Source organism: Peribacillus sp. B-H-3, from assembly GCF_048572925.1.
Classification (GTDB): domain Bacteria; phylum Bacillota; class Bacilli; order Bacillales; family DSM-1321; genus Peribacillus.
The window spans coordinates 4,373,038-4,392,500 of the sequence record NZ_CP183879.1 but is presented as its reverse complement, the minus strand read 5'-3'; the positions used below and the strand labels follow the sequence as shown (position 1 = coordinate 4,392,500).

Here is a 19,463-nt window from a genome sequence, read left to right as displayed (position 1 = left end):
TGCCTAAGGTTTCCTGAGGAAGGCTCGTCCGCTCAGGGTTAGTCAGGACCTAAGCTGAGGCCGAAAGGCGTAGGCGATGGACAACAGGTTGATATTCCTGTACCACCTATTCATCGTTTGAACGATGGGGGGACGCAGGAGGATAGGGTAAGCGCGCTGTTGGATATGCGCGTCCAAGCAGTTAGGCCGGAAACGAGGCAAATCCCGTTTCCATGAAGGCGGAGCTGTGATGGCGAGGGAAATATAGTACCGAAGTTCCTGATTCCACACTGCCAAGAAAAGCCTCTAGTGAGATGAAAGGTGCCTGTACCGCAAACCGACACAGGTAGGCGAGGAGAGAATCCTAAGGTGTTCGAGAGAACTCTCGTTAAGGAACTCGGCAAAATGACCCCGTAACTTCGGGAGAAGGGGTGCTTTTTAGGGTGAATAGCCCGGAAAAGCCGCAGTGAATAGGCCCAGGCGACTGTTTAGCAAAAACACAGGTCTCTGCGAAGCCGCAAGGCGAAGTATAGGGGCTGACACCTGCCCGGTGCTGGAAGGTTAAGGGGAGAGGTTAGCGCAAGCGAAGCTTTGAACCGAAGCCCCAGTAAACGGCGGCCGTAACTATAACGGTCCTAAGGTAGCGAAATTCCTTGTCGGGTAAGTTCCGACCCGCACGAAAGGTGTAACGATCTGGGCACTGTCTCAACGAGAGACTCGGTGAAATTATAGTACCTGTGAAGATGCAGGTTACCCGCGACAGGACGGAAAGACCCCGTGGAGCTTTACTGCAGCCTGATATTGAATTTTGGTACAGCTTGTACAGGATAGGTAGGAGCCTGAGAAGCCGGAGCGCCAGCTTCGGTGGAGGCGTCGGTGGGATACTACCCTGGCTGTATTGAAATTCTAACCCGCGCCCCTGATCGGGGCGGGAGACAGTGTCAGGTGGGCAGTTTGACTGGGGCGGTCGCCTCCTAAAGAGTAACGGAGGCGCCCAAAGGTTCCCTCAGAATGGTTGGAAATCATTCGCAGAGTGTAAAGGCACAAGGGAGCTTGACTGCGAGACCTACAAGTCGAGCAGGGACGAAAGTCGGGCTTAGTGATCCGGTGGTTCCGCATGGAAGGGCCATCGCTCAACGGATAAAAGCTACCCCGGGGATAACAGGCTTATCTCCCCCAAGAGTCCACATCGACGGGGAGGTTTGGCACCTCGATGTCGGCTCATCGCATCCTGGGGCTGTAGTCGGTCCCAAGGGTTGGGCTGTTCGCCCATTAAAGCGGTACGCGAGCTGGGTTCAGAACGTCGTGAGACAGTTCGGTCCCTATCCGTCGTGGGCGCAGGAAATTTGAGAGGAGCTGTCCTTAGTACGAGAGGACCGGGATGGACGCACCGCTGGTGTACCAGTTGTCTTGCCAAAGGCATAGCTGGGTAGCTACGTGCGGACGGGATAAGTGCTGAAAGCATCTAAGCATGAAGCCCCCCTCAAGATGAGATTTCCCATAGCGCAAGCTAGTAAGATCCCTGAAAGATGATCAGGTTGATAGGTCTGAGGTGGAAGCGTGGTGACACGTGCAGCTGACAGATACTAATCGATCGAGGACTTAACCAAAATGACGCGTTCAACCTTCTCTATTATCTAGTTTTGAAAGAACAAAAAAAGTTCTTGCAAAATCTCAAAAAAAGATATATAATAATATATGTCTTTCGAGAAAATGTTTGGTGGCGATAGCGAAGAGGTCACACCCGTTCCCATTCCGAACACGGCAGTTAAGCTCTTCAGCGCCGATGGTAGTTGGGGGTTCTCCCCCTGTGAGAGTAGGACGCCGCCAAGCTTATAATTATGGAGGATTAGCTCAGCTGGGAGAGCATCTGCCTTACAAGCAGAGGGTCGGCGGTTCGATCCCGTCATCCTCCACCATATTATTTCACCTGCCGGTGTAGCTCAATTGGTAGAGCAACTGACTTGTAATCAGTAGGTTGGGGGTTCAAGTCCTCTTGCCGGCACCATCTTCATAAAATTTTGTACGAGCTATCGTTCGAACATTATTTCCATCTTATTTGTTTGAGCCATTAGCTCAGTTGGTAGAGCATCTGACTTTTAATCAGAGGGTCGAAGGTTCGAATCCTTCATGGCTCACCATTCATATGCGGGTGTGGCGGAATTGGCAGACGCACCAGACTTAGGATCTGGCGCCGCAAGGCGTGGGGGTTCAAGTCCCTTCACCCGCATCACAATGCGGAAGTAGTTCAGTGGTAGAATACAACCTTGCCAAGGTTGGGGTCGCGGGTTCGAATCCCGTCTTCCGCTCCACTTTTCGTAATGCCGGGGTGGCGGAACTGGCAGACGCACAGGACTTAAAATCCTGCGGTAGGTGACTACCGTACCGGTTCGATTCCGGTCCTCGGCACCATTTATATGCGCCCGTAGCTCAATTGGATAGAGCGTCTGACTACGGATCAGAAGGTTATGGGTTCGACTCCTTTCGGGCGCGCCATATTACGGGAAGTAGCTCAGCTTGGTAGAGCACTTGGTTTGGGACCAAGGGGTCGCAGGTTCGAATCCTGTCTTCCCGACCATGTGATTTTTTTAAAATGGGGCCTTAGCTCAGCTGGGAGAGCGCCTGCCTTGCACGCAGGAGGTCAGCGGTTCGATCCCGCTAGGCTCCACCATATCATTATCCTATATTTTATTTGGCGGCGTAGCTCAGCTGGCTAGAGCGTACGGTTCATACCCGTGAGGTCGGGGGTTCGATCCCCTCTGCCGCTACCAAAATATAAGGACCTTTAGCTCAGCTGGTTAGAGCAGACGGCTCATAACCGTCCGGTCGTAGGTTCGAGTCCTACAAGGTCCACCATCTTCAACACGGAGGAATACCCAAGTCTGGCTGAAGGGATCGGTCTTGAAAACCGACAGGGGTGTCAAAGCCCGCGGGGGTTCGAATCCCTCTTCCTCCTCCATTATTTATTGACAGAATATGAAGCATTCTTATTGTCGCGGGGTGGAGCAGTCTGGTAGCTCGTCGGGCTCATAACCCGAAGGTCGCAGGTTCAAATCCTGTCCCCGCAATCATTAGGTCCCGTGGTGTAGCGGTTAACATGCCTGCCTGTCACGCAGGAGATCGCGGGTTCGATTCCCGTCGGGACCGCCATTTTTACTAGATTCAAATGATATGTTATACATATTACCCATTGGCTCGGTAGCTCAGTCGGTAGAGCAAAGGACTGAAAATCCTTGTGTCGGCGGTTCGATTCCGTCCCGAGCCACCATTATATATTAAATAACTGTGGCGGTTGTGGCGAAGTGGTTAACGCATCGGATTGTGGTTCCGACATTCGTGGGTTCGATTCCCATCATCCGCCCCATATATCGCGGGTGTAGTTTAGTGGTAAAACCTCAGCCTTCCAAGCTGATGTCGAGGGTTCGATTCCCTCTACCCGCTCCAAATATGGGCCTATAGCTCAGCTGGTTAGAGCGCACGCCTGATAAGCGTGAGGTCGATGGTTCGAGTCCATTTAGGCCCACCATTCCGCAGTAGCTCAGTGGTAGAGCATTCGGCTGTTAACCGAACGGTCGTAGGTTCGAGTCCTACCTGCGGAGCCATGGGGAAGTACTCAAGAGGCTGAAGAGGCGCCCCTGCTAAGGGTGTAGGTCGCGTAAGCGGCGCGAGGGTTCAAATCCCTCCTTCTCCGCCACTGGCCCATTGGTCAAGCGGTTAAGACACCGCCCTTTCACGGCGGTAACACGGGTTCGAATCCCGTATGGGTCATATTAAAAGATGTATACATTCACTGTATACATCTTTTTTTCATTTACTGAATGCTTACGTCCATGGATATAGTGAGGCCAGATTCCATTTAAGATAAATGGAATCTGGCCTATTTTTTGCTTCTATAATAAATGCTGGGTCCCGCACAATTTGCTTCCAAGAAGTTTTGTATTAAAGCCATCAGACAATAAGAAACTTCAGGATACAAAAAATTGAGAAGCCGCCAAGGCACTGCAGCAATCGGGATCAAGGTATTCAAAATCGTTCTCTATGGGTTTTCCAGCGGCTTTTTAGAGATTTAAAGCTGTACGAGAAACAAGATAAAATGCGGGCATGAATCAAAAAATGGATCGGTTTCCCATCAATATACGCGAATTGAATTTCATAATACAGGGGGTGACAACGTAAGTTATCACCCCCTGTATATATGTCTATTTTTTATCTACATAGCTGTCCTTCCGTTTATATGGAATGTCTCCCAGCTGAGATTCCATATTTTCATCGTCCAGTCTTTGTTCATATTTTTCTTCTCTTTTTGTGGGATACACTTTTTTATTTTTGCCTTCTATATCATTTCCTAGAAACCCTTCGTATTCCTCGGTAAAGCCATTTGTTTCGTCTTCCTCTTTATATAAAGAATCAAAGTTTTCGTTATCGCCTGTAAAATCCGAAGGTGTTTCAGATGTTCCGAAGCGTGCTACTTCGCCAAAGCTGTCTTCCTTTTCATTTGTATCGCCTCTGTGCCTGTTTTCAAAGCTGTCTCCTTTAGATGGAATCAGCAGATTTTCCTCTACAGGCCGATCTGAAGCGGTATGCTGTTCAGGTGTATGCTCTACACAATATAATGTGGAAGGCACTGCCTCTAAGCGCTCATAAGGTATTTCTGTGCCGCAGGTTTTACAGGTGCCGTATGTTCCTTTACTGATTGCGGAGAGTGCAGCATTAACCTTTTCAATCTCAGTCTCAGCATGGCTGTCCAGTGCTTTTTCCCGCTCAATTTCAAATAGCTCTGTGCCCAGATCACCAGGGTGGTTGTCATATGAAGACAGTTCACCTACAGATTCTTTTTCGCTTTTATCCAAAACTGTTTCATGATCATTTTCAACTCTTTGTTCAAGCTGCTCTTTTAGTGTAAGCAGTTCATTTTTTAATGAATTAATTTGCTCATTTGTAGCCATAGATTATCCGCTCCTTAATAGTTGGTCGAACATATTTTTTTGAGTGTAAGGATTAAATACCCGAATATTGAGTATTGAAAACAAGGAAAGTTTTATGCAATTAATATCAATCATTATCATCAAAATGCAAACTCTTGGGTGCTTCCTATTTTTTAGATGAATGGGCATTCCCAGGCAGCCTGTCTATGGCCCTCGAATTTTAAAAGGAAAAAATCCCCATGCATGTGCATGGGGACGGGGATTTATTTTATAGAAAATAGCTTATAAATAAACCGGCAGATAATAATAAGCCGAATATCGTGTTTGTTTGAGCAGTTGCTATCATGGCAGGCACCATTTCTTTGGCAATGGTTTTGCCCATGAACCCTTTAATGGCTTTGACGGCTTTAGGCACACTTAGGATGACAAGCAAAAGCCACGGTGAAACGATTCCGGCTGCACATAGTCCGATGACCCAAAGATAAGCGAATGTGAACATAATGCCCATAAATGTGATGGATTTTTTTTGCCCCATTAATATAGCAAGTGTTTTTCGTCCGTTTGCTTTATCACCATCATGATCGCGTATGTTATTGGCGAAATTAATCAGTCCCACCAATATGCCGCTTGGGATAGCGACCAGTACAGTCATTTTTGAAACGGTTCCAGTTTGGATGTAAAAGGATATTAATATGATCAAGAAACCCATGAATAATCCTGACATCAGCTCCCCGAAAGGAGTGGAGGATATTGGAAGCGGCCCGCCGGTGTATAAATAGCCGACTGCCATGCAGACAAGCCCGACTGCAGCAATCCACCAGGATGACACAGCACAAATATAGATGCCAAGAAGCAGGGCAAGTCCGTATAAGGCAAGGGCGAGGTTCAGGATGAATTGAGGGCTCATGCCGTGGCGGACTATTCCTCCGCCGATGCCGACTGATTTCTCATTATCCAGTCCTCTTTTAAAATCATAGTACTCATTAAACAAATTAGTCGCACTTTGGATAAGTAATGAGGCAATCAGCATTGCAGCGAACAGCACTACATTAACACGTTCTGTCTGCAAGGCAAGTGCTGTGCCTATTAAGACGGGCACAAATCCAGCCGTCAATGTATGTGGACGAATTAATTCCCACCAGATCTTCCAGCTGCGCTTTTCAGGCCGGATAGCCCCGGGATTTTGATGATCTTTATTTTGCATAATTTCTCTCCTAGTTTTGATTTATGAATAACCCCCGATATAAGGCGCTATAAAAAATGGCATACAGCTTAAGTGTAGGAAAACATCATGCAGGTGTCAATGCAAACGAACAAATTTCCTGCTGATAAAGAATTTTAGTTCTGTATTTGAGGAAGAATATAATAATAAGGAATAAAGCAGTCAGAAGAGGCTATGAACAAGGTGGAATAATTGACAGGGAGATAAATTGAGGTGTATCTTTAAATAGGTTTGAAAAGCTTTTAAAATGTACATTCGGGGTGATTTTTTTGGCTATCTCACAGCAGTCTGAACTTCTTTTTGGATTAAATGAGGCCTTAAAAAAGGCACAGGAAACTAATCAAAATGTGCTGTTCAGCGAAGTAAAAAAAATAGATGTTATCAACCCCCTTTCATTTTATCAAGCTGGAAGAGAACGATATGCAGGTGAACGCTTCTTTTGGCAGGATCCTACCAAAGAAACTACCATTATTGGTTTAGGTAAAGTTGAAAAACTTCAGGGTGCGGCTAATGCTGCACGCTTTAAGGAAATTGAGTCCGGATGGTCAGACCTGCTGGGCAATGCTGTTAAGATCGGAACAGCAGATGCTGCTGCGACTGGCCCTTTGCTGTTTGGAGGTTTTTCGTTTGATTACCAAAAAAGCAGCTCTATGCTTTGGGATCAATTCGGGGATCATTTACTGTATATTCCTGCCTTTATGCTAAGCATTTGTGAAGGGGAAGCCTACTTAACCGCCAATCTTATTTGTTCGCCAGAAGATAGTGCAGATCATTTTATTGATTTGATAAATGAACGGGAAAAATATATTTATGAAAGCCTGGGCCGCCGCAGCTTTTCTGGCAATGAGCTTCTTTCACAAACAGAGATCCAGCCGGAAGAATGGAAGAAAACAGTGGCCGAAGCCGTAGAGGAACTTAAAAAAACAGATCTTGATAAAATTGTGCTGGCCAGAGAGATGCGCCTGGTTTTTCAGGATGCGATTTTTTCTGAAGCCATACTTGAAAAGCTGATGGCTGAGCAGACTGCAAGCTTTATATTCAGCTTGGAGTCGGGCAGTGACTGCTTCATAGGTGCTACTCCTGAGAGGCTGATCAAGAAAAGAAAGGGCCAGCTTTATTCTGCATGCCTTGCAGGGACAATTGCTAGAGGTAAAACAGAAGAAGAGGACGAGCGCCTGGGGGCTGAGCTTCTTTGTGACCAAAAAAATTTAATTGAGCATCAATATGTTGTATCCATGATTTCTAAAGCAATAAATTCGGTATGCGACAGGGTATATATACCTGAAAAACCTGAGCTTATGAAAATAAGGCATATCCAGCATTTGTATACACCAGTAACAGGTGAATGTGACCCGGGCGTATCGGTTTTTTCTGTGATTGATAAGCTTCATCCGACACCAGCCTTAGGCGGACTGCCAAAAGAAAAAGCAGTCACCAGAATCAGGGAAATCGAGCTGCTCGAGCGCGGATTGTATGCTGGGCCGATTGGATGGGCAGATTCTTATGGGAATGGCGAATTTGCTGTGGGAATACGATCCGGGTTAATACAGGGAAATGAAGCATCTCTTTTTGCAGGATGCGGAGTAGTAGAGGATTCTTCACCGGAAAGCGAGTACCAGGAAACATCCATTAAATTTAACCCGATGTTAAGCGCATTAGGAGGAAACCTTCATGAATGACCGTGAAGCACTGACAGCATATGCTGCTGCTTTTGTTGATGAATTAGCACAAAATCATGTGAAACACGCTGTAGTGAGCCCTGGATCCAGATCAACACCGCTTGCAATGCTGCTTGTAGAACATCCGGATATTACCGTGCATATTAATGTCGATGAAAGATCAGCAGGCTTTTTTGCTCTGGGCCTCGCAAAAGCCCTTAATGAGCCAGTTGCAATGCTGTGCACATCAGGTACGGCGACAGCCAATTATTATCCGGCGATTATAGAAGCCTATTATTCAAGAGTTCCGCTGATTGTTTTAACAGCGGACCGTCCCCATGAGCTGCGAAGCGTGGGAGCCCCTCAGGCCATCGACCAAATCAATTTATATGGCAAGCATGTGAAATGGTTCGTAGAAATGGCTTTGCCAGAGAATACAGATCAAATGGTTAAGTACGCTAGGAATGTTTCTGCCCGTGCCATAGCCGCGGCAGCAAACGAACCGTCTGGACCCGTTCATTTAAACTTTCCGCTGCGTGAACCGCTTGTTCCTGATCTTTCGATGGCAAAGGAGCAATGGGAGAGCGAGGAAGAACGCGAGGCAGCCGTTATGATAGACAGCGGGGCGCTTGCACTCTCGCCAGGACAGGTGGATAGGATTGCACAGGTATTTAACGAATCAGAATCAGGCATCATCATTTGCGGTGAATTAAAGTATGAAACAACTAAGGATGCTATCCTTTCACTTGCAGGCAAGCTTGGTTTTCCCGTATTTGCAGATCCGTTGTCACAGCTTAGAAGCGGGGACCATAGCAAAGAGCTGATTGTGGATACATATGATACCTTCTTGCGTTTTGGTGAAATTTCAGAAACCTGCAAGCCTGATCTGATTTTGCGGTTTGGAGCCATGCCTGTTTCAAAACCGCTTTTGCAATTTATAAAAAAACAAACAAGCGCAAGGCATATGGTTGTGGACGGCGGAGCAGGCTGGAGAGAGCCTGCAGGCATGGCTACAGATATGATTTACTGCGATGAAGTTTCCTTTTGCCATGATATGCTGCGGAGGATTGATGAAAAAGAAGACCGGAATTTTCTTGAATCCATGGTATCACTGAATGAAAAGGTCAGAAATGCCCTTTTGGCAATAGGAGATGACCATGAGCTTAATGAAGGAAAGCTGTTTTTGCTTTTAAGTGATCTCCTTCCAGAGCATTCCACTTTGTTTGTCGGTAACAGCATGCCTATCCGGGACTTGGACACATTCTTTTTTAACAATTCAAAAGGAATAAGGACGCTTGCAAATCGGGGTGCCAACGGAATTGACGGTGTCGTATCAACTGCTATCGGCGTTAGTACAGTATCGCAAAACACAGTTCTGGCTATTGGTGATTTAAGCTTTTTCCATGATATGAACGGGTTCCTTGCAGCTAAGCTTCAAAAACAAAATTTAACAGTGCTGCTTATTAATAATGATGGAGGAGGAATCTTTTCGTTTCTTCCCCAGTCCAGTGAAAAAGAAAATTTTGAAGTTTTATTCGGCACTCCGCATGGATTGGATTTCTCGCATGCTGCCCAATTATATGGAGCCAATTATGCAAAGGTTGAGAGTTGGGAGCATTTCTCAAAAACTCTTACAGAATCTTTTGATATACCGGGTTTGAAAATTATCGAAGTTCCTACATTAAGGGAAACCAATGTCTTAAAGCATCGGGATTTGTGGAATTTTGTTTCCCAGGAAATAAAAAATGCCAATTCAGGGGAGAATTCTTGAGGATTTCCTGTCAGGATGTCGAATACCATGTTGAGGTAGCGGGAGAGGGAGAGCCACTTTTGCTTCTGCATGGATTTACAGGCAATCTTGACAGCTGGAAATTTCTTATTCCCGTTCTCAGTTCAAAATGCAAGCTGATACTTGTCGACATTATTGGCCATGGAGAAACAGATTCGCCTGAAGATTCCGCTCGCTATGAAGCAAAAAAGGCGGCCGATGACCTAAAGGAGATTCTTGACCAGCTGAATGCAGAAAAAGTAAGTGTACTGGGCTATTCTATGGGTGGGCGGCTTGCATTAAGTTTTGCTGCACTGTATCCGGAACGAATTGATAAGCTGATACTTGAAAGTGCGTCTCCAGGCCTCAAAGAGGAAATGGAAAGAACAAAAAGAATCATGGCGGACAAGAAATTGTCTCAAATGATTTTGAATGAAGGATTGGAGCATTTTGTGGATTATTGGGAAAACATCCCCTTGTTTACTACTCAAAAAAGCCTGCCGAAAGCTGTACAGCAGGAAATCAGGAATCAAAGGCTTTCTAATAGAGCCATTGGACTTGCAAACAGCTTGACTGGGATGGGAACAGGTGCACAGCCCTCTTGGTGGGAAAAGCTTGGCACGTTTGATTTTCCGGTATTGCTGCTGGCTGGCGAGCTTGACGAAAAATTCTGCAGAATAGCATATTCCATGAAAAAACACATGAAACATTGCGAAGTGAAAATAATAAACGGTGCAGGGCATGCAATTCATGTGGAACAAGAGAAAAAGTTTGGTAAAATAATAAGTGAGTACTTATAAAGGAGGAGAAAAGTTTGGCAATCAATTGGGTTTCACAGCGTGAGTATGAAGATATTTTTTATGAAGTGTATAATGGCATTGCTAAGATTTCAATTAATCGTCCAGAGGTACATAATGCCTTCCGCCCCAAAACGGTAATGGAATTGATTGATGCTTTTTCAAGAGCACGCGACAATTCAGAAGTTGGCGTTATTATCCTGACAGGAACGGGAGGAAAGGCATTCTGTTCTGGAGGAGACCAAAAAGTCCGCGGCCATGGCGGATATGTGGGAGAGGACGAAATTCCGCGGTTGAATGTCCTTGATCTTCAGCGCCTGATCCGCGTTATTCCAAAGCCTGTTGTCGCAATGGTAGCAGGTTATGCAATCGGCGGAGGACATGTTCTTCATATTGTATGTGATTTAACGATTGCAGCTGATAATGCTGTATTTGGACAAACCGGTCCTAAAGTCGGAAGCTTTGATGCTGGATATGGCTCCGGTTATCTGGCACGCATCGTAGGCCACAAGAAAGCACGCGAAATTTGGTATTTATGCCGTCAATACAGCGCGCAGGAAGCCTTGGACATGGGCTTGGTGAATACAGTTGTTCCTTTAGAGCAATTAGAGGAAGAAACGGTTCAATGGTGTAAGGAAATGCTTGAAAAGAGCCCTACTGCACTTCGTTTCCTGAAAGCTGGCTTCAATGCCGACACAGACGGCCTCGCTGGAATCCAGCAATTTGCCGGTGATGCAACATTGCTTTATTACACTACAGATGAAGCAAAAGAAGGACGCGATGCATTCAAGGAAAAACGCAGCCCTGACTTTGGCCAGTTCCCTCGTTTTCCTTAATGACGAAAACCTTAATAAATTGAAATGCAAAACAGCTCCGCGAGTTCTTCGCCGGGCTGTTTTTCTCTAAAGGAGAGAAATACATATGTTTCCACAGGAAAAGCTGCCAAATTGGCTGAAAAAAAGAGCTGAACTGACTCCAGACAGAATAGCAATTGAATTTCAAGGAGCTTCATATACCTTTAAAGATCTTGATACACTAGCAGCAAAAACAGCAGGAAAGCTTTCTGCTATAGGACTTAAACCTGCAGATACATGTGCACTGATGCTTAAAAACCACATTGACAGTGCCGTCATGATTCATGCCTTGTTTTACCTGGGGGTAAAAATCGTGATAGTCAATAATCGCCTGTCAGGCAGTGAAATAAGCTTTCAGATTAAAGACAGCCAGGCAGGATGGTTTATATCGGAAGAAGCATTTTCAGAAAAAAACAGCGAAGTTTTAAGTAAGGTACAAGATATTGTTTTTTCTGTAAAAGAAAACATACAATTGCAAAAAGCTGAAGATGTGAAGATCATTGAAGAATTCAATCTGCATGACATGGCTACCCTCATGTATACGTCTGGCACTACAGGGAATCCGAAGGGAGTCATCCAGACATTCGGCAATCATTGGTGGAGCGCTGTCGGGTCAGTATTGAATTTAGGTTTAAAGGAAGATGATTGCTGGTTCTGTGCAGTTCCTCTTTTTCATATAAGCGGACTTTCCATTTTGATGAAAAATGTTATTTATGGAATGAAAATCGTGATAACAGATAAATTTGACCCTGATGAAGCTAATCGAATGATAGAGGATAAGGGAGTATCCATAATTTCTGTTGTAACGGCCATGCTGAACAGAATGCTGCAGAAGGTTGGGGACGGTGGATATCCTTCTTCCTTTAGGTGTATGCTGCTTGGCGGAGGTCCTGCACCCCTTTCAATACTTGAGGAATGCAGGGATAAGGGAATACCTGTTTATCAAACATATGGAATGACTGAAACATCTTCCCAAATTGTCACCCTGTCTCCTGAATACAGCCTGAAAAAAATCGGTTCTGCCGGTAAATCGCTTTTTCCGTCTCAGCTCCGGATAGAAGCTGAAGGAAGGGTGGCAGCGCCGAATGAAGCTGGTGAAATTGTAGTTTCGGGTCCTAATGTAACAAAGGGATATTACAATCGTGAAAAGGAAACAGAGAAAAGCATCCAAAATGGCTGGCTTTATACAGGTGACATTGGGTATCTTGATGTGGAAGGTTTTCTGTATGTCCTGGACCGCCGTTCTGATTTAATTATTTCAGGCGGGGAAAATATCTATCCTGCCGAAATCGAGTCGGTACTGATGAAGCATCATGATGTCTTCGAAGCTGGAGTAACCTCCATGAATCATCCTCAATGGGGCAGCGTGCCTGCCGCATTTGTTGTAAGGCATTCAGGGAAAAAGACATCTGCCGAAGAATTGCTTGCATACTGCCGGCAATATCTTGCTTCTTATAAGGTCCCCAAAAGGATTATCTTTTGTGAAGAGCTTCCGCGCAGCGGTGCTAATAAGCTTTTAAGAAGAGAGCTGAAAAAACGTCTGGAGGAAAGCGATTGAATATCCATTCTATCTCTATATACCATATTTCGGCTCCGTTAAAGGCACCCTTTCAAACGCATCTGGAAACGGTGACCGAACGTGAGGCACTCGTAATTGAAGTCCGTGACCATGAGGGAAGAACAGGGTACGGGGAAGCCGTTCCTTTTTCAAGTCCCTGGTATACAGAAGAGACGATTGTCACCTGCGGGCACATTCTGAAGGATTTTTTAGTCCCAATGGTGCTGTCATCAGCACTTAAACATCCTTCACAGCTGTCTGAATTATGGAAAGGAATCAGGAGAAACAGGATGGCAAAGTCTGGACTAGGCCAGGCGATTTGGGATTTATATGCCAAACAGCAGGGTGTGTATATCGGCAGCCTGTTTGGAGGGACAAGAACAGAGGTGGCTGCCGGTGCAGTGATTGCTGCCAAAGAATTGGAAAGAGCACTGTCACAGATTGAAGATTTTCTGGAGACCGGCTATAAGCGATATAAAATTAAGATAAGTCCTGAAAATGATCTGCACTATTTATCTGAAATCAGAAAGAGGTATCCGGATCTAACAATAATGGCAGATGCAAATTCGGCTTATAGTCTCAGCGATTTAGATCGTCTTAAGCAGCTGGATCAATTTGGTTTGCAGATGATTGAGCAGCCTTTAGGTGCAGAAGATATTGTCGAGCACAGCATTATCCAAAAAGAACTGAATACCCCTATTTGCCTGGATGAAAGCATAAGCTCTTTTGAGGATGCCAAAAGTGCTGTTGCTCTTGGAAGCTGTAAAATCATTTCTGTTAAAATGTCACGTGTCGGAGGATGGACAGAAGCTGCACGCATTCATGACTTGTGCATCAGGGAGGATATTCCCCTATGGTGCGGAGGGATGATTGAATTTGGCATTTCCAGAGCCCATAATATAGCGCTTGCTTCTTTGAAAGGCTTCACCATTCCTGGTGATATCTCTTCTTCTTCAAAGTATTGGGAGGAAGATATTATAGATCCTGAGGTTGTGGTGAAAAATGGATGTATTGAAGTGCCAAAATCTGCCGGAATCGGTTTTTCGGTCAATGTGAAAAAGCTCGCTGACAAAACGCTTCACAAAGAGATATACTCAAACTAGGGACCATATGCAGGGTCCTTTTTCTTTTGTATAAATAGGCTGCAAAATAGGCATTTGCCGATAGTCTTTTCCTGCTTATCTTTTTATAATAAACACTACGGCCTCATCAGGTGGACGTTTTTACAGAAAGCGGGCACCTGCAGCGGAAATTAACAGACAAGATTAAAGAGCCCATCACGTAAAAAGGCAGGGAGATCATATGAGTTCTGAGAATAAACCATATCTTATTGCTGAAATACTGCTATTAAGAGGTTTGCCGATTAGTGTGATAAAGGAAATTACCGCCCTTGATGCACATGAAATAAAGAGGATCAGGCAGAAATACCGGCTTAAAAAGCGTTCAGGACGTTTCCTGTTTATACAAAGGATTTTATAAGGTTTCTTGTTTTAGCTGAGCTTATTTGTATATATGAAAATAAAAAACAGGAAGGCTGCCCTTCCTGTTTTTTAACATTATGCAGGCTGAAAGGTTCTGCAGCCGGCATCATTGCTTGTATGTGCACGTTCTTCTGAGTAGTTTACTACCATGATGCTTTCAGCTGAACAACGGTTTCCATGCTTCCAGAACCGGCAATTGCTTACTGTACATTTGACATCCTTTGCCATGATATCCACTCCTATAGTAAAAGTAACGAACATATATAGGATTTGCCAATTAAAGTTCAAGATTCTTATTTTTAAATGGAATTTTAGTTAAGTACATTGTTGATTTCTGCACTTTGCGGGAGTGGATGACGCCAGGCAGCGAGGAGAAATCAACAGGCAAATGGGAAAATATTTGGCCTTCAACTGTTTCAATAAGGCTGTTTTCGTAAACTTTGCAAACATGGAACAAGGTGGCTGATTTCCGCGGGGCGGGCTGTGAGTCTCCCCACCTGCGCCTGCGGCGTCTCTCCTGTCCCGCTCATCCAACAGGAGTCTCGCACATTACGCTCCAATCAACCCGCTTTAATAATGAGTTTGCCTCACAGAACTCATCAAAAAACAACAACCTTTAAGAAAACAGCCATCAAAAAAGAATGAAAAGCCTGAATGATTTTCATCCAGGCACATAATTTATTAAGAAAGACATGGAAATTGCTTCTTATTTTTTTCTCTTTTTCTCAGGAACAGGATCAAGGCCTCCCGGATGAAACGGCTGGCATTTTAAAATCCTGATGAAAGTAAGCCAGCTTCCTTTTAAAGGCCCAAAACGCTTAATCGCTTCAATTCCATAATGAGAGCATGTAGGGTAAAAACGGCAGGAAGGGGGCTTAAGAGGGGAAATGGCAATCTGATAAAAACGGATTAATCCTATAAGGAGTTTGTTGATCATGAGTGTCATCCTTTTCATAGAATGTGTTAATGCTTCTTGTGCAACTATATCATATATCTCAATTGAGAATCAGCAGGGATGCCTATTCCAGAAATTAATTATAAATCAAACAAAATAGATGAAAAATGTCGGAATTAGCTGTAGAATAGGATACAGATAACAATAAGGAGTGATAAAATGCCTTCAGTAGAAAGCTTTGAATTAGATCATAACGCTGTTAAAGCCCCTTTTGTCAGACATTGCGGTGTTCACAAAGTAGGAACAGACGGTGTTGTTAATAAATTTGATATACGTTTTTGCCAGCCGAATAAACAGTCGATGCAGCCGGATTCCATCCATACACTTGAACATTTGCTTGCTTATAATATCCGCAAGCATTCCGAGCAGTATGATCATTTTGATATCATTGATATTTCCCCAATGGGCTGCCAGACAGGTTTTTACCTGGTCGTAAGCGGAGAACCTACGGTTTCAGAGATTATCGATGTTCTGGAAGAAACCATGAAGGATGGCGTGCAAGTCACTGAAATTCCTGCTGCTAATGAAACACAATGCGGCCAGGCTAAACTTCATGACCTTGAAGGAGCAAAAAAATTAATGAATTTCTGGCTTAAACAAAGCAAAGAAGATCTTCATCAAGTATTCGCATAAATTATTGCAAAGCAGCCCGGGGTTCGGCCCTGAGGCTGCTTTTTTAGTTCACAGCGAAATAATGTGGAGCTGGCATAGTGAGCGGGATATCTTCAAACATCCCCGGCTGTAATGAATTTCCATGATGAATATGTCATATTACTTCGGCTGATCTTCGCTTTGCCCTTCCAAAGTTTCCGCTTTGTCTGCAAAGGAATCAGTTCCTTGGCTTTCATCCTTGTTTTCCTTGTTATCAATTGGATCAATGGTGTGCTTATAGCCATAGCCCTTATTGACTGTAGTAACCGAAAGCAGCAAGACAGCAAGGACAATTAAAATTCCTGCAATAATCATGATTGTAACCAAGCGAACCCCTCCCTTTTTACTTTTAATCCTATTTTATCTTCTAGGAAAATTACTGTAAATGATCTATTAGAAATCTGTTTAAGAGCCCATAGCAGCTTGCTAAATAAATGTTTTAACTTTTAGGAAAAGGGAAATATATAAAATATATACAGGAGGTTGATAGTAATGTCGAAAAAGACTGTAGAAGTGGTAAATAAGGAAATCGCCAATTTCAGCGTGCTTTATACAAAGCTGCACAATTATCATTGGTTCGTTAATGGACCGCATTTTTTTGAGCTCCATGTAAAGCTTGAAGAACTATATAATGAAGTGACAGCTAACATGGATGAACTTGCAGAAAGGCTTTTGGCACTTGGGGAAAAGCCGGTTGCAACTATTAAGGAATATATGGAATTGACTTCCATCGAGGAAGCTACAGGCAAAGAAAATACAGAAGATATGGTTCAAAGTGTTATTACCGACTTTGAAAAATTGTCTAAGGAACTAGAAGAAGGTATTGAATCTGCCGAGAAGGATGATGATCAGGTTACGGGTGATATGCTGATTGGCATGAAGAAGAGCCTTAATAAACATGCATGGATGCTAAGAGCGTATCTTGGACGTTAATAAATATAAGGAAAGATCCGCTGTTAAAGCGGGTCTTTTTTTGTTGGCTGTGCATAAAAATGAGCCGGCTATAGAATGCCGGCTCAGCTCTTTGGAATTCAATCACTGCAGGTCATTTTGTATGTTCCGCAGTGAGGGCAGATATGTATGAAAAGTGATATCAGCAGACAGTAACCTTAATGGATATTGCGCTGGTGAAAGGGAAGCGGCTTCACGTCATCAAGGCTTTCTTGAGCGAATTTCCCTTTTAATGACTCGATGATATATAACCCCATTAAATTGTTCAATTCCTGGTCATCCATATCCTGAAGCAACCCGAGGATTTCCCCGCGGTCAAGCTGCTCTAATACAGCAAATGCCAGCATATCGATATCTTCTTCGTCACCGGTAAGCTTGTTCCGATAAAGATTATACAAGTCTTCAATCAGTTTCATTCCTATCACCTCACAATCTTGATGTCTGTGCAGCTATTTTTAACCGAAAAAACAACTTTTGAATATACTATATGTTTTACCCTTAGAATGATTCTTTAATCTATTTTTTTACATTTTGATAGAAAACTTCCACAGTGCAATGTGCAAATCCCCTTCAGGTTTTGGGTATGAAAAGGTGCTTCGTGAAGGAAAATATAACTAACAAATAAATAAGGGGGCAGATGCTTTGGCTGAAAGCAAAAAGACCTATTATATTGAACTGGGCAGCGGACAAATATTCCAGGATCGGGAATGCTCTACATGGAATTATAAGATTGAAGCAACCGATAATGAAATTATCAGGCTTAGATCTTACTTTGACCAGAGTTATTCCGCAGATCTTGAAAATTTCTATCGTGCCCATGTGCCATATGTGCAATACCACTACGACCGCGGCAATGATACGAATGATACGGTACTTCAAAAAATTTACGAAATGATACACGAGCTTGGCGATCAGGACGCCAAAAAACATATAGAGGCAATAGGAATTCTTCAGACAAAAACGCAGGATGGCTTCTCATAAGAGATTTCATCCTGCATTTTTTGTATATTTGATTAGCGGAGTCTGGATTGGCGCTTTCGCTTTTTATTGAATCCAGCTGCAGCGCCAAGCACCTCGAGGTCATAAGTCACCAAAGAATTGAAGGCAAAGAGCGCCTTCTATTCTTCTGCGCCTTATGCAAGTCGGGGCTGAACTGACGCTTTCGCTTTTTATTCGGGCATGTCTTCGGCTGTTTGTATGATTTTTTGCGGTATTGTAATCGCTTTGACTTTGTTGAAGTTCGAGAAGGTGCTGTCTGAGGTTTGTTTGCTATGGATTTCTTCGCCAGCTGTCTTTACGTTCATCTCCATTGCGATAATCAGTCTTTTTGGATAAAAGGTTTTTTTGTCGATATAGTATTTATATTGCATATTCTTGATGTCCAGGGCGTCATCAATCGGAAGATTCTGTGACTCCGGGCCTAAGTTTTTTTTAGCTTCTTCTTTTATAAAATCATTGAATTTGTCGCCCGATGCATCAAGGGTTAAAATATATTGAGAGTTGTCGGTTTGAAAGGTAAAGTCGTCAACAAATTGCTGCAGCTTTCTTAGCTGATCGGCAGGATTGCCTTGGGTTTTAGGCAGATTCTTAAGTACGGCAGTCACAGAATCAGGCAGCTTCATCCACTGTTTTGATGTTGGATCATAAGTGAAAAAGCCATCCTTCGTGAAATAGCTTTCTGTTTCCTCCGGCTGTTCACCTTGTGGTGTAATACGTGCCTTTTGGTAAAAAGAAATCGGCTCTTGGATGACATCCGTTTTCATTACGGATTTAACAGAAACGGATTTACCTGTACCATCATCCGTAACCTGATTCATGTTCATATCGATCGAGAGGCTTTTGATGCTGCCCGCAACCTCAGTTGTCTTTTTGTACACTTGCTCGAGGGTAAGGGATTTTTGGCTTTCCTTAGTGCTGTCAGCACCTTTTTCAGACGATACAGGCTCTGCCTTTTCGCTGCATGCACCAAGCATTAATATCGAAATGCAAAGAGGGGCAGCCAGCCATTTTAGTTTCATAATAGAGCTCCTTTCGTAAATGGAATATATATACAGGATATAACAAATGACGAGCCGGATGTTTGAAAAAGGAAGAAATGGGTCTTTTTTACTGTTTGTAAACCGGGGGATAAAAAATATGAAGAAATTTACTGATTATCATGGAAACGTAGTGGAATTGTCTGAGAAGGCAGTTTTCGGAAGTGCCGATCATGTCCTCGTTCTTTGCAGCTTTAGGGGTGATTGGGTCTTGACGCGCCATAAAATAAGGGGAATGGAATTTCCGGGCGGAAAAAAGGAGCGGGGAGAAACTGCTGAAGAAGCTGCTGTAAGGGAAGTATTTGAGGAGACGGGCGGAAGAGCTGAAAATCTGCTTTTTTTGGGGCAATACAAAGTGCATGATGATCAAAAGTCTTTTGTAAAATCCATTTATTTTACTGAGCTTGCCGATATGGCTGTCAAGAACTCCTATTTAGAAACAGAGGGGCCAGTGCTGTTATCGAGGCTGCCTGATAACATAAAAGAGGAGCCGGGTTTCAGTTTTATCATGAAGGACGATATCTTGCCCTTTAGTCTTGAAAGGCTAAGGAAGCTGCAGGGAAAAACTAGATAGGGTTTCAGCCTGGAAATTTTGCGCAAATAAAAAAATGGAGTGCAGGATCCTCCA

The 19,463-nt window shown here is 43.9% G+C and carries 17 protein-coding genes, 21 tRNA genes, 2 rRNA genes and 1 pseudogene (1 of these 41 running past the window's edge); 34 read left to right on the top strand and 7 right to left on the bottom strand.

The window, feature by feature from the left end; genetic code table 11:
- From ACN6MY_RS21930 to ACN6MY_RS21820, 23 genes are all read left to right on the top strand, one after another.
- A 23S ribosomal RNA gene (locus tag ACN6MY_RS21930) occupies positions 1-1,589 on the top strand (it extends 1,343 nt beyond the left edge of the window).
- 106 nt (positions 1,590-1,695) lie between these two features.
- A 5S ribosomal RNA gene (gene rrf, locus ACN6MY_RS21925) occupies positions 1,696-1,812 on the top strand.
- A 10-nt stretch (positions 1,813-1,822) separates the two neighbouring features.
- Positions 1,823-1,898: transfer RNA gene (locus ACN6MY_RS21920), tRNA-Val, on the top strand.
- A gap of 13 nt (positions 1,899-1,911) precedes the next feature.
- Positions 1,912-1,987, top strand: a tRNA-Thr gene (locus ACN6MY_RS21915).
- A gap of 57 nt (positions 1,988-2,044) precedes the next feature.
- Positions 2,045-2,120, top strand: a tRNA-Lys gene (locus tag ACN6MY_RS21910).
- Positions 2,121-2,127: 7 nt separating this feature from the next.
- A tRNA-Leu gene (locus ACN6MY_RS21905) sits at positions 2,128-2,209 on the top strand.
- Positions 2,210-2,216: 7 nt separating this feature from the next.
- Positions 2,217-2,291 (top strand) — tRNA-Gly (locus ACN6MY_RS21900).
- 11 nt (positions 2,292-2,302) lie between these two features.
- Positions 2,303-2,391 (top strand) — tRNA-Leu (locus tag ACN6MY_RS21895).
- A gap of 7 nt (positions 2,392-2,398) precedes the next feature.
- Positions 2,399-2,475 (top strand) — tRNA-Arg (locus ACN6MY_RS21890).
- 5 nt (positions 2,476-2,480) lie between these two features.
- A tRNA-Pro gene (locus tag ACN6MY_RS21885) sits at positions 2,481-2,557 on the top strand.
- 17 nt (positions 2,558-2,574) lie between these two features.
- A tRNA-Ala gene (locus ACN6MY_RS21880) sits at positions 2,575-2,650 on the top strand.
- 23 nt (positions 2,651-2,673) lie between these two features.
- Positions 2,674-2,750, top strand: a tRNA-Met gene (locus tag ACN6MY_RS21875).
- Between the two features lie 8 nt (positions 2,751-2,758).
- Positions 2,759-2,835, top strand: a tRNA-Ile gene (locus tag ACN6MY_RS21870).
- 10 nt (positions 2,836-2,845) lie between these two features.
- Positions 2,846-2,938 (top strand) — tRNA-Ser (locus tag ACN6MY_RS21865).
- A gap of 35 nt (positions 2,939-2,973) precedes the next feature.
- Positions 2,974-3,047, top strand: a tRNA-Met gene (locus tag ACN6MY_RS21860).
- A 6-nt stretch (positions 3,048-3,053) separates the two neighbouring features.
- Positions 3,054-3,129, top strand: a tRNA-Asp gene (locus ACN6MY_RS21855).
- 42 nt (positions 3,130-3,171) lie between these two features.
- A tRNA-Phe gene (locus tag ACN6MY_RS21850) sits at positions 3,172-3,247 on the top strand.
- A gap of 20 nt (positions 3,248-3,267) precedes the next feature.
- A tRNA-His gene (locus ACN6MY_RS21845) sits at positions 3,268-3,343 on the top strand.
- Between the two features lie 6 nt (positions 3,344-3,349).
- Positions 3,350-3,423, top strand: a tRNA-Gly gene (locus ACN6MY_RS21840).
- 5 nt (positions 3,424-3,428) lie between these two features.
- Positions 3,429-3,505, top strand: a tRNA-Ile gene (locus ACN6MY_RS21835).
- Position 3,506: 1 nt separating this feature from the next.
- Positions 3,507-3,581: transfer RNA gene (locus tag ACN6MY_RS21830), tRNA-Asn, on the top strand.
- Between the two features lies 1 nt (position 3,582).
- Positions 3,583-3,673, top strand: a tRNA-Ser gene (locus tag ACN6MY_RS21825).
- 2 nt (positions 3,674-3,675) lie between these two features.
- Positions 3,676-3,747: transfer RNA gene (locus ACN6MY_RS21820), tRNA-Glu, on the top strand.
- Between the two features lie 431 nt (positions 3,748-4,178).
- Here the strand turns inward: ACN6MY_RS21820 and ACN6MY_RS21815 are convergent.
- Both ACN6MY_RS21815 and ACN6MY_RS21810 read right to left on the bottom strand, forming a co-directional pair.
- A complete protein-coding gene (locus ACN6MY_RS21815) occupies positions 4,179-4,925 on the bottom strand; it encodes a TraR/DksA C4-type zinc finger protein (protein WP_419882041.1) in 747 nt (248 codons plus the stop codon).
- Positions 4,926-5,172: 247 nt separating this feature from the next.
- Entirely contained in the window at positions 5,173-6,108 is a 936-nt protein-coding gene (locus tag ACN6MY_RS21810) for a 1,4-dihydroxy-2-naphthoate polyprenyltransferase (protein WP_419882040.1), read from the bottom strand.
- 278 nt (positions 6,109-6,386) lie between these two features.
- Here ACN6MY_RS21810 and ACN6MY_RS21805 point away from each other — a divergent pair, with 278 nt between their 5' ends.
- The 7 genes from ACN6MY_RS21805 to ACN6MY_RS21775 all read left to right on the top strand — a co-directional run bounded on the left by ACN6MY_RS21805 (position 6,387) and on the right by ACN6MY_RS21775 (position 14,240).
- Complete coding sequence (locus ACN6MY_RS21805; protein WP_419882039.1) at positions 6,387-7,805, top strand: isochorismate synthase; 1,419 nt, start codon at positions 6,387-6,389, stop codon at positions 7,803-7,805.
- The gene (gene menD / locus ACN6MY_RS21800) at positions 7,798-9,555 is read left to right on the top strand and encodes a 2-succinyl-5-enolpyruvyl-6-hydroxy-3-cyclohexene-1-carboxylic-acid synthase (RefSeq protein WP_419882038.1); all 1,758 of its coding nucleotides are present in this window, start codon (positions 7,798-7,800) and stop codon (positions 9,553-9,555) included. The genes ACN6MY_RS21805 and menD overlap by 8 nt, the downstream gene beginning before the upstream one ends.
- 2 nt (positions 9,556-9,557) lie before the next feature.
- A complete protein-coding gene (menH, locus tag ACN6MY_RS21795) occupies positions 9,558-10,352 on the top strand; it encodes a 2-succinyl-6-hydroxy-2,4-cyclohexadiene-1-carboxylate synthase (RefSeq protein WP_419884249.1) in 795 nt (264 codons plus the stop codon).
- A 20-nt stretch (positions 10,353-10,372) separates the two neighbouring features.
- Complete coding sequence (gene menB / locus ACN6MY_RS21790) at positions 10,373-11,185, top strand: 1,4-dihydroxy-2-naphthoyl-CoA synthase (RefSeq protein ID WP_419884248.1); 813 nt, start codon at positions 10,373-10,375, stop codon at positions 11,183-11,185.
- An 85-nt stretch (positions 11,186-11,270) separates the two neighbouring features.
- The gene (locus ACN6MY_RS21785; RefSeq protein ID WP_419882037.1) at positions 11,271-12,761 is read left to right on the top strand and encodes an o-succinylbenzoate--CoA ligase; all 1,491 of its coding nucleotides are present in this window, start codon (positions 11,271-11,273) and stop codon (positions 12,759-12,761) included.
- A complete protein-coding gene (menC, locus tag ACN6MY_RS21780; RefSeq protein ID WP_419882036.1) occupies positions 12,758-13,864 on the top strand; it encodes an o-succinylbenzoate synthase in 1,107 nt (368 codons plus the stop codon). Before ACN6MY_RS21785 ends, menC begins: the two co-directional genes overlap by 4 nt.
- A gap of 199 nt (positions 13,865-14,063) precedes the next feature.
- Positions 14,064-14,240: a hypothetical protein gene (locus tag ACN6MY_RS21775; protein ID WP_419882035.1), complete on the top strand. Its 177-nt coding sequence runs from the start codon at positions 14,064-14,066 to the stop codon at positions 14,238-14,240.
- Between the two features lie 77 nt (positions 14,241-14,317).
- Here ACN6MY_RS21775 and ACN6MY_RS21770 read toward each other — a convergent pair whose 3' ends face one another.
- Entirely contained in the window at positions 14,318-14,470 is a 153-nt protein-coding gene (locus ACN6MY_RS21770; protein WP_419882034.1) for a DUF1540 domain-containing protein, read from the bottom strand.
- A gap of 478 nt (positions 14,471-14,948) precedes the next feature.
- Complete coding sequence (gene yidD / locus ACN6MY_RS21765) at positions 14,949-15,179, bottom strand: membrane protein insertion efficiency factor YidD (RefSeq protein WP_419882033.1); 231 nt, start codon at positions 15,177-15,179, stop codon at positions 14,949-14,951.
- 177 nt (positions 15,180-15,356) lie between these two features.
- Between yidD and ACN6MY_RS21760 the strand changes: the two genes are divergently transcribed.
- The gene (locus ACN6MY_RS21760) at positions 15,357-15,830 is read left to right on the top strand and encodes an S-ribosylhomocysteine lyase (RefSeq protein WP_071352333.1); all 474 of its coding nucleotides are present in this window, start codon (positions 15,357-15,359) and stop codon (positions 15,828-15,830) included.
- 207 nt (positions 15,831-16,037) lie between these two features.
- On the opposite strand, the pseudogene ytzI reads toward ACN6MY_RS21760, so the two are convergent.
- Positions 16,038-16,163: pseudogene (gene ytzI / locus ACN6MY_RS21755) on the bottom strand (YtzI protein); the annotation flags it as partial.
- A gap of 177 nt (positions 16,164-16,340) precedes the next feature.
- Between ytzI and ACN6MY_RS21750 the strand changes: the two are divergent.
- Positions 16,341-16,781 (top strand): Dps family protein, encoded by a 441-nt coding sequence (locus tag ACN6MY_RS21750; protein WP_419882032.1) that lies wholly within the window; start codon positions 16,341-16,343, stop codon positions 16,779-16,781.
- 176 nt (positions 16,782-16,957) lie between these two features.
- On the opposite strand, the gene ACN6MY_RS21745 is transcribed toward ACN6MY_RS21750, so the two are convergent.
- Entirely contained in the window at positions 16,958-17,215 is a 258-nt protein-coding gene (locus ACN6MY_RS21745) for a DUF6154 family protein (RefSeq protein ID WP_071352329.1), read from the bottom strand.
- Between the two features lie 226 nt (positions 17,216-17,441).
- Here ACN6MY_RS21745 and ACN6MY_RS21740 point away from each other — a divergent pair, with 226 nt between their 5' ends.
- Entirely contained in the window at positions 17,442-17,780 is a 339-nt protein-coding gene (locus ACN6MY_RS21740) for a hydrolase (protein WP_419882031.1), read from the top strand.
- A gap of 188 nt (positions 17,781-17,968) precedes the next feature.
- Here the strand turns inward: ACN6MY_RS21740 and ACN6MY_RS21735 are convergent, their stop codons facing one another.
- Positions 17,969-18,817, bottom strand: coding sequence for a DUF6612 family protein (locus tag ACN6MY_RS21735; RefSeq protein ID WP_419882030.1), 849 nt, complete (start codon positions 18,815-18,817; stop codon positions 17,969-17,971).
- Between the two features lie 118 nt (positions 18,818-18,935).
- Here ACN6MY_RS21735 and ytkD point away from each other — a divergent pair, with 118 nt between their 5' ends.
- Positions 18,936-19,409, top strand: a complete 474-nt coding sequence (gene ytkD / locus ACN6MY_RS21730; RefSeq protein ID WP_419882029.1) for an RNA deprotection pyrophosphohydrolase — start codon at positions 18,936-18,938, stop codon at positions 19,407-19,409.
- Positions 19,410-19,463 lie beyond the last annotated feature (54 nt).

What these genes read in the sequence shown, in the direction of transcription:
- ACN6MY_RS21760 (WP_071352333.1), top strand. Translation starts at nt 15,357, where the DNA reads ATGCCTTCAGTAGAAAGCTTTGAATTAGATCATAACGCTGTTAAAGCC.
- ACN6MY_RS21735 (WP_419882030.1), bottom strand. Translation starts at nt 18,817, where the DNA reads ATGAAACTAAAATGGCTGGCTGCCCCTCTTTGCATTTCGATATTAATG.
- ACN6MY_RS21785 (WP_419882037.1), top strand. Translation starts at nt 11,271, where the DNA reads ATGTTTCCACAGGAAAAGCTGCCAAATTGGCTGAAAAAAAGAGCTGAA.
- ACN6MY_RS21815 (WP_419882041.1), bottom strand. Translation starts at nt 4,925, where the DNA reads ATGGCTACAAATGAGCAAATTAATTCATTAAAAAATGAACTGCTTACA.
- ACN6MY_RS21770 (WP_419882034.1), bottom strand. Translation starts at nt 14,470, where the DNA reads ATGGCAAAGGATGTCAAATGTACAGTAAGCAATTGCCGGTTCTGGAAG.
- ACN6MY_RS21745 (WP_071352329.1), bottom strand. Translation starts at nt 17,215, where the DNA reads ATGAAACTGATTGAAGACTTGTATAATCTTTATCGGAACAAGCTTACC.
- ytkD (WP_419882029.1), top strand. Translation starts at nt 18,936, where the DNA reads ATGAAGAAATTTACTGATTATCATGGAAACGTAGTGGAATTGTCTGAG.
- yidD (WP_419882033.1), bottom strand. Translation starts at nt 15,179, where the DNA reads ATGATCAACAAACTCCTTATAGGATTAATCCGTTTTTATCAGATTGCC.
- menD (WP_419882038.1), top strand. Translation starts at nt 7,798, where the DNA reads ATGAATGACCGTGAAGCACTGACAGCATATGCTGCTGCTTTTGTTGAT.
- ACN6MY_RS21750 (WP_419882032.1), top strand. Translation starts at nt 16,341, where the DNA reads ATGTCGAAAAAGACTGTAGAAGTGGTAAATAAGGAAATCGCCAATTTC.
- ACN6MY_RS21810 (WP_419882040.1), bottom strand. Translation starts at nt 6,108, where the DNA reads ATGCAAAATAAAGATCATCAAAATCCCGGGGCTATCCGGCCTGAAAAG.
- ACN6MY_RS21775 (WP_419882035.1), top strand. Translation starts at nt 14,064, where the DNA reads ATGAGTTCTGAGAATAAACCATATCTTATTGCTGAAATACTGCTATTA.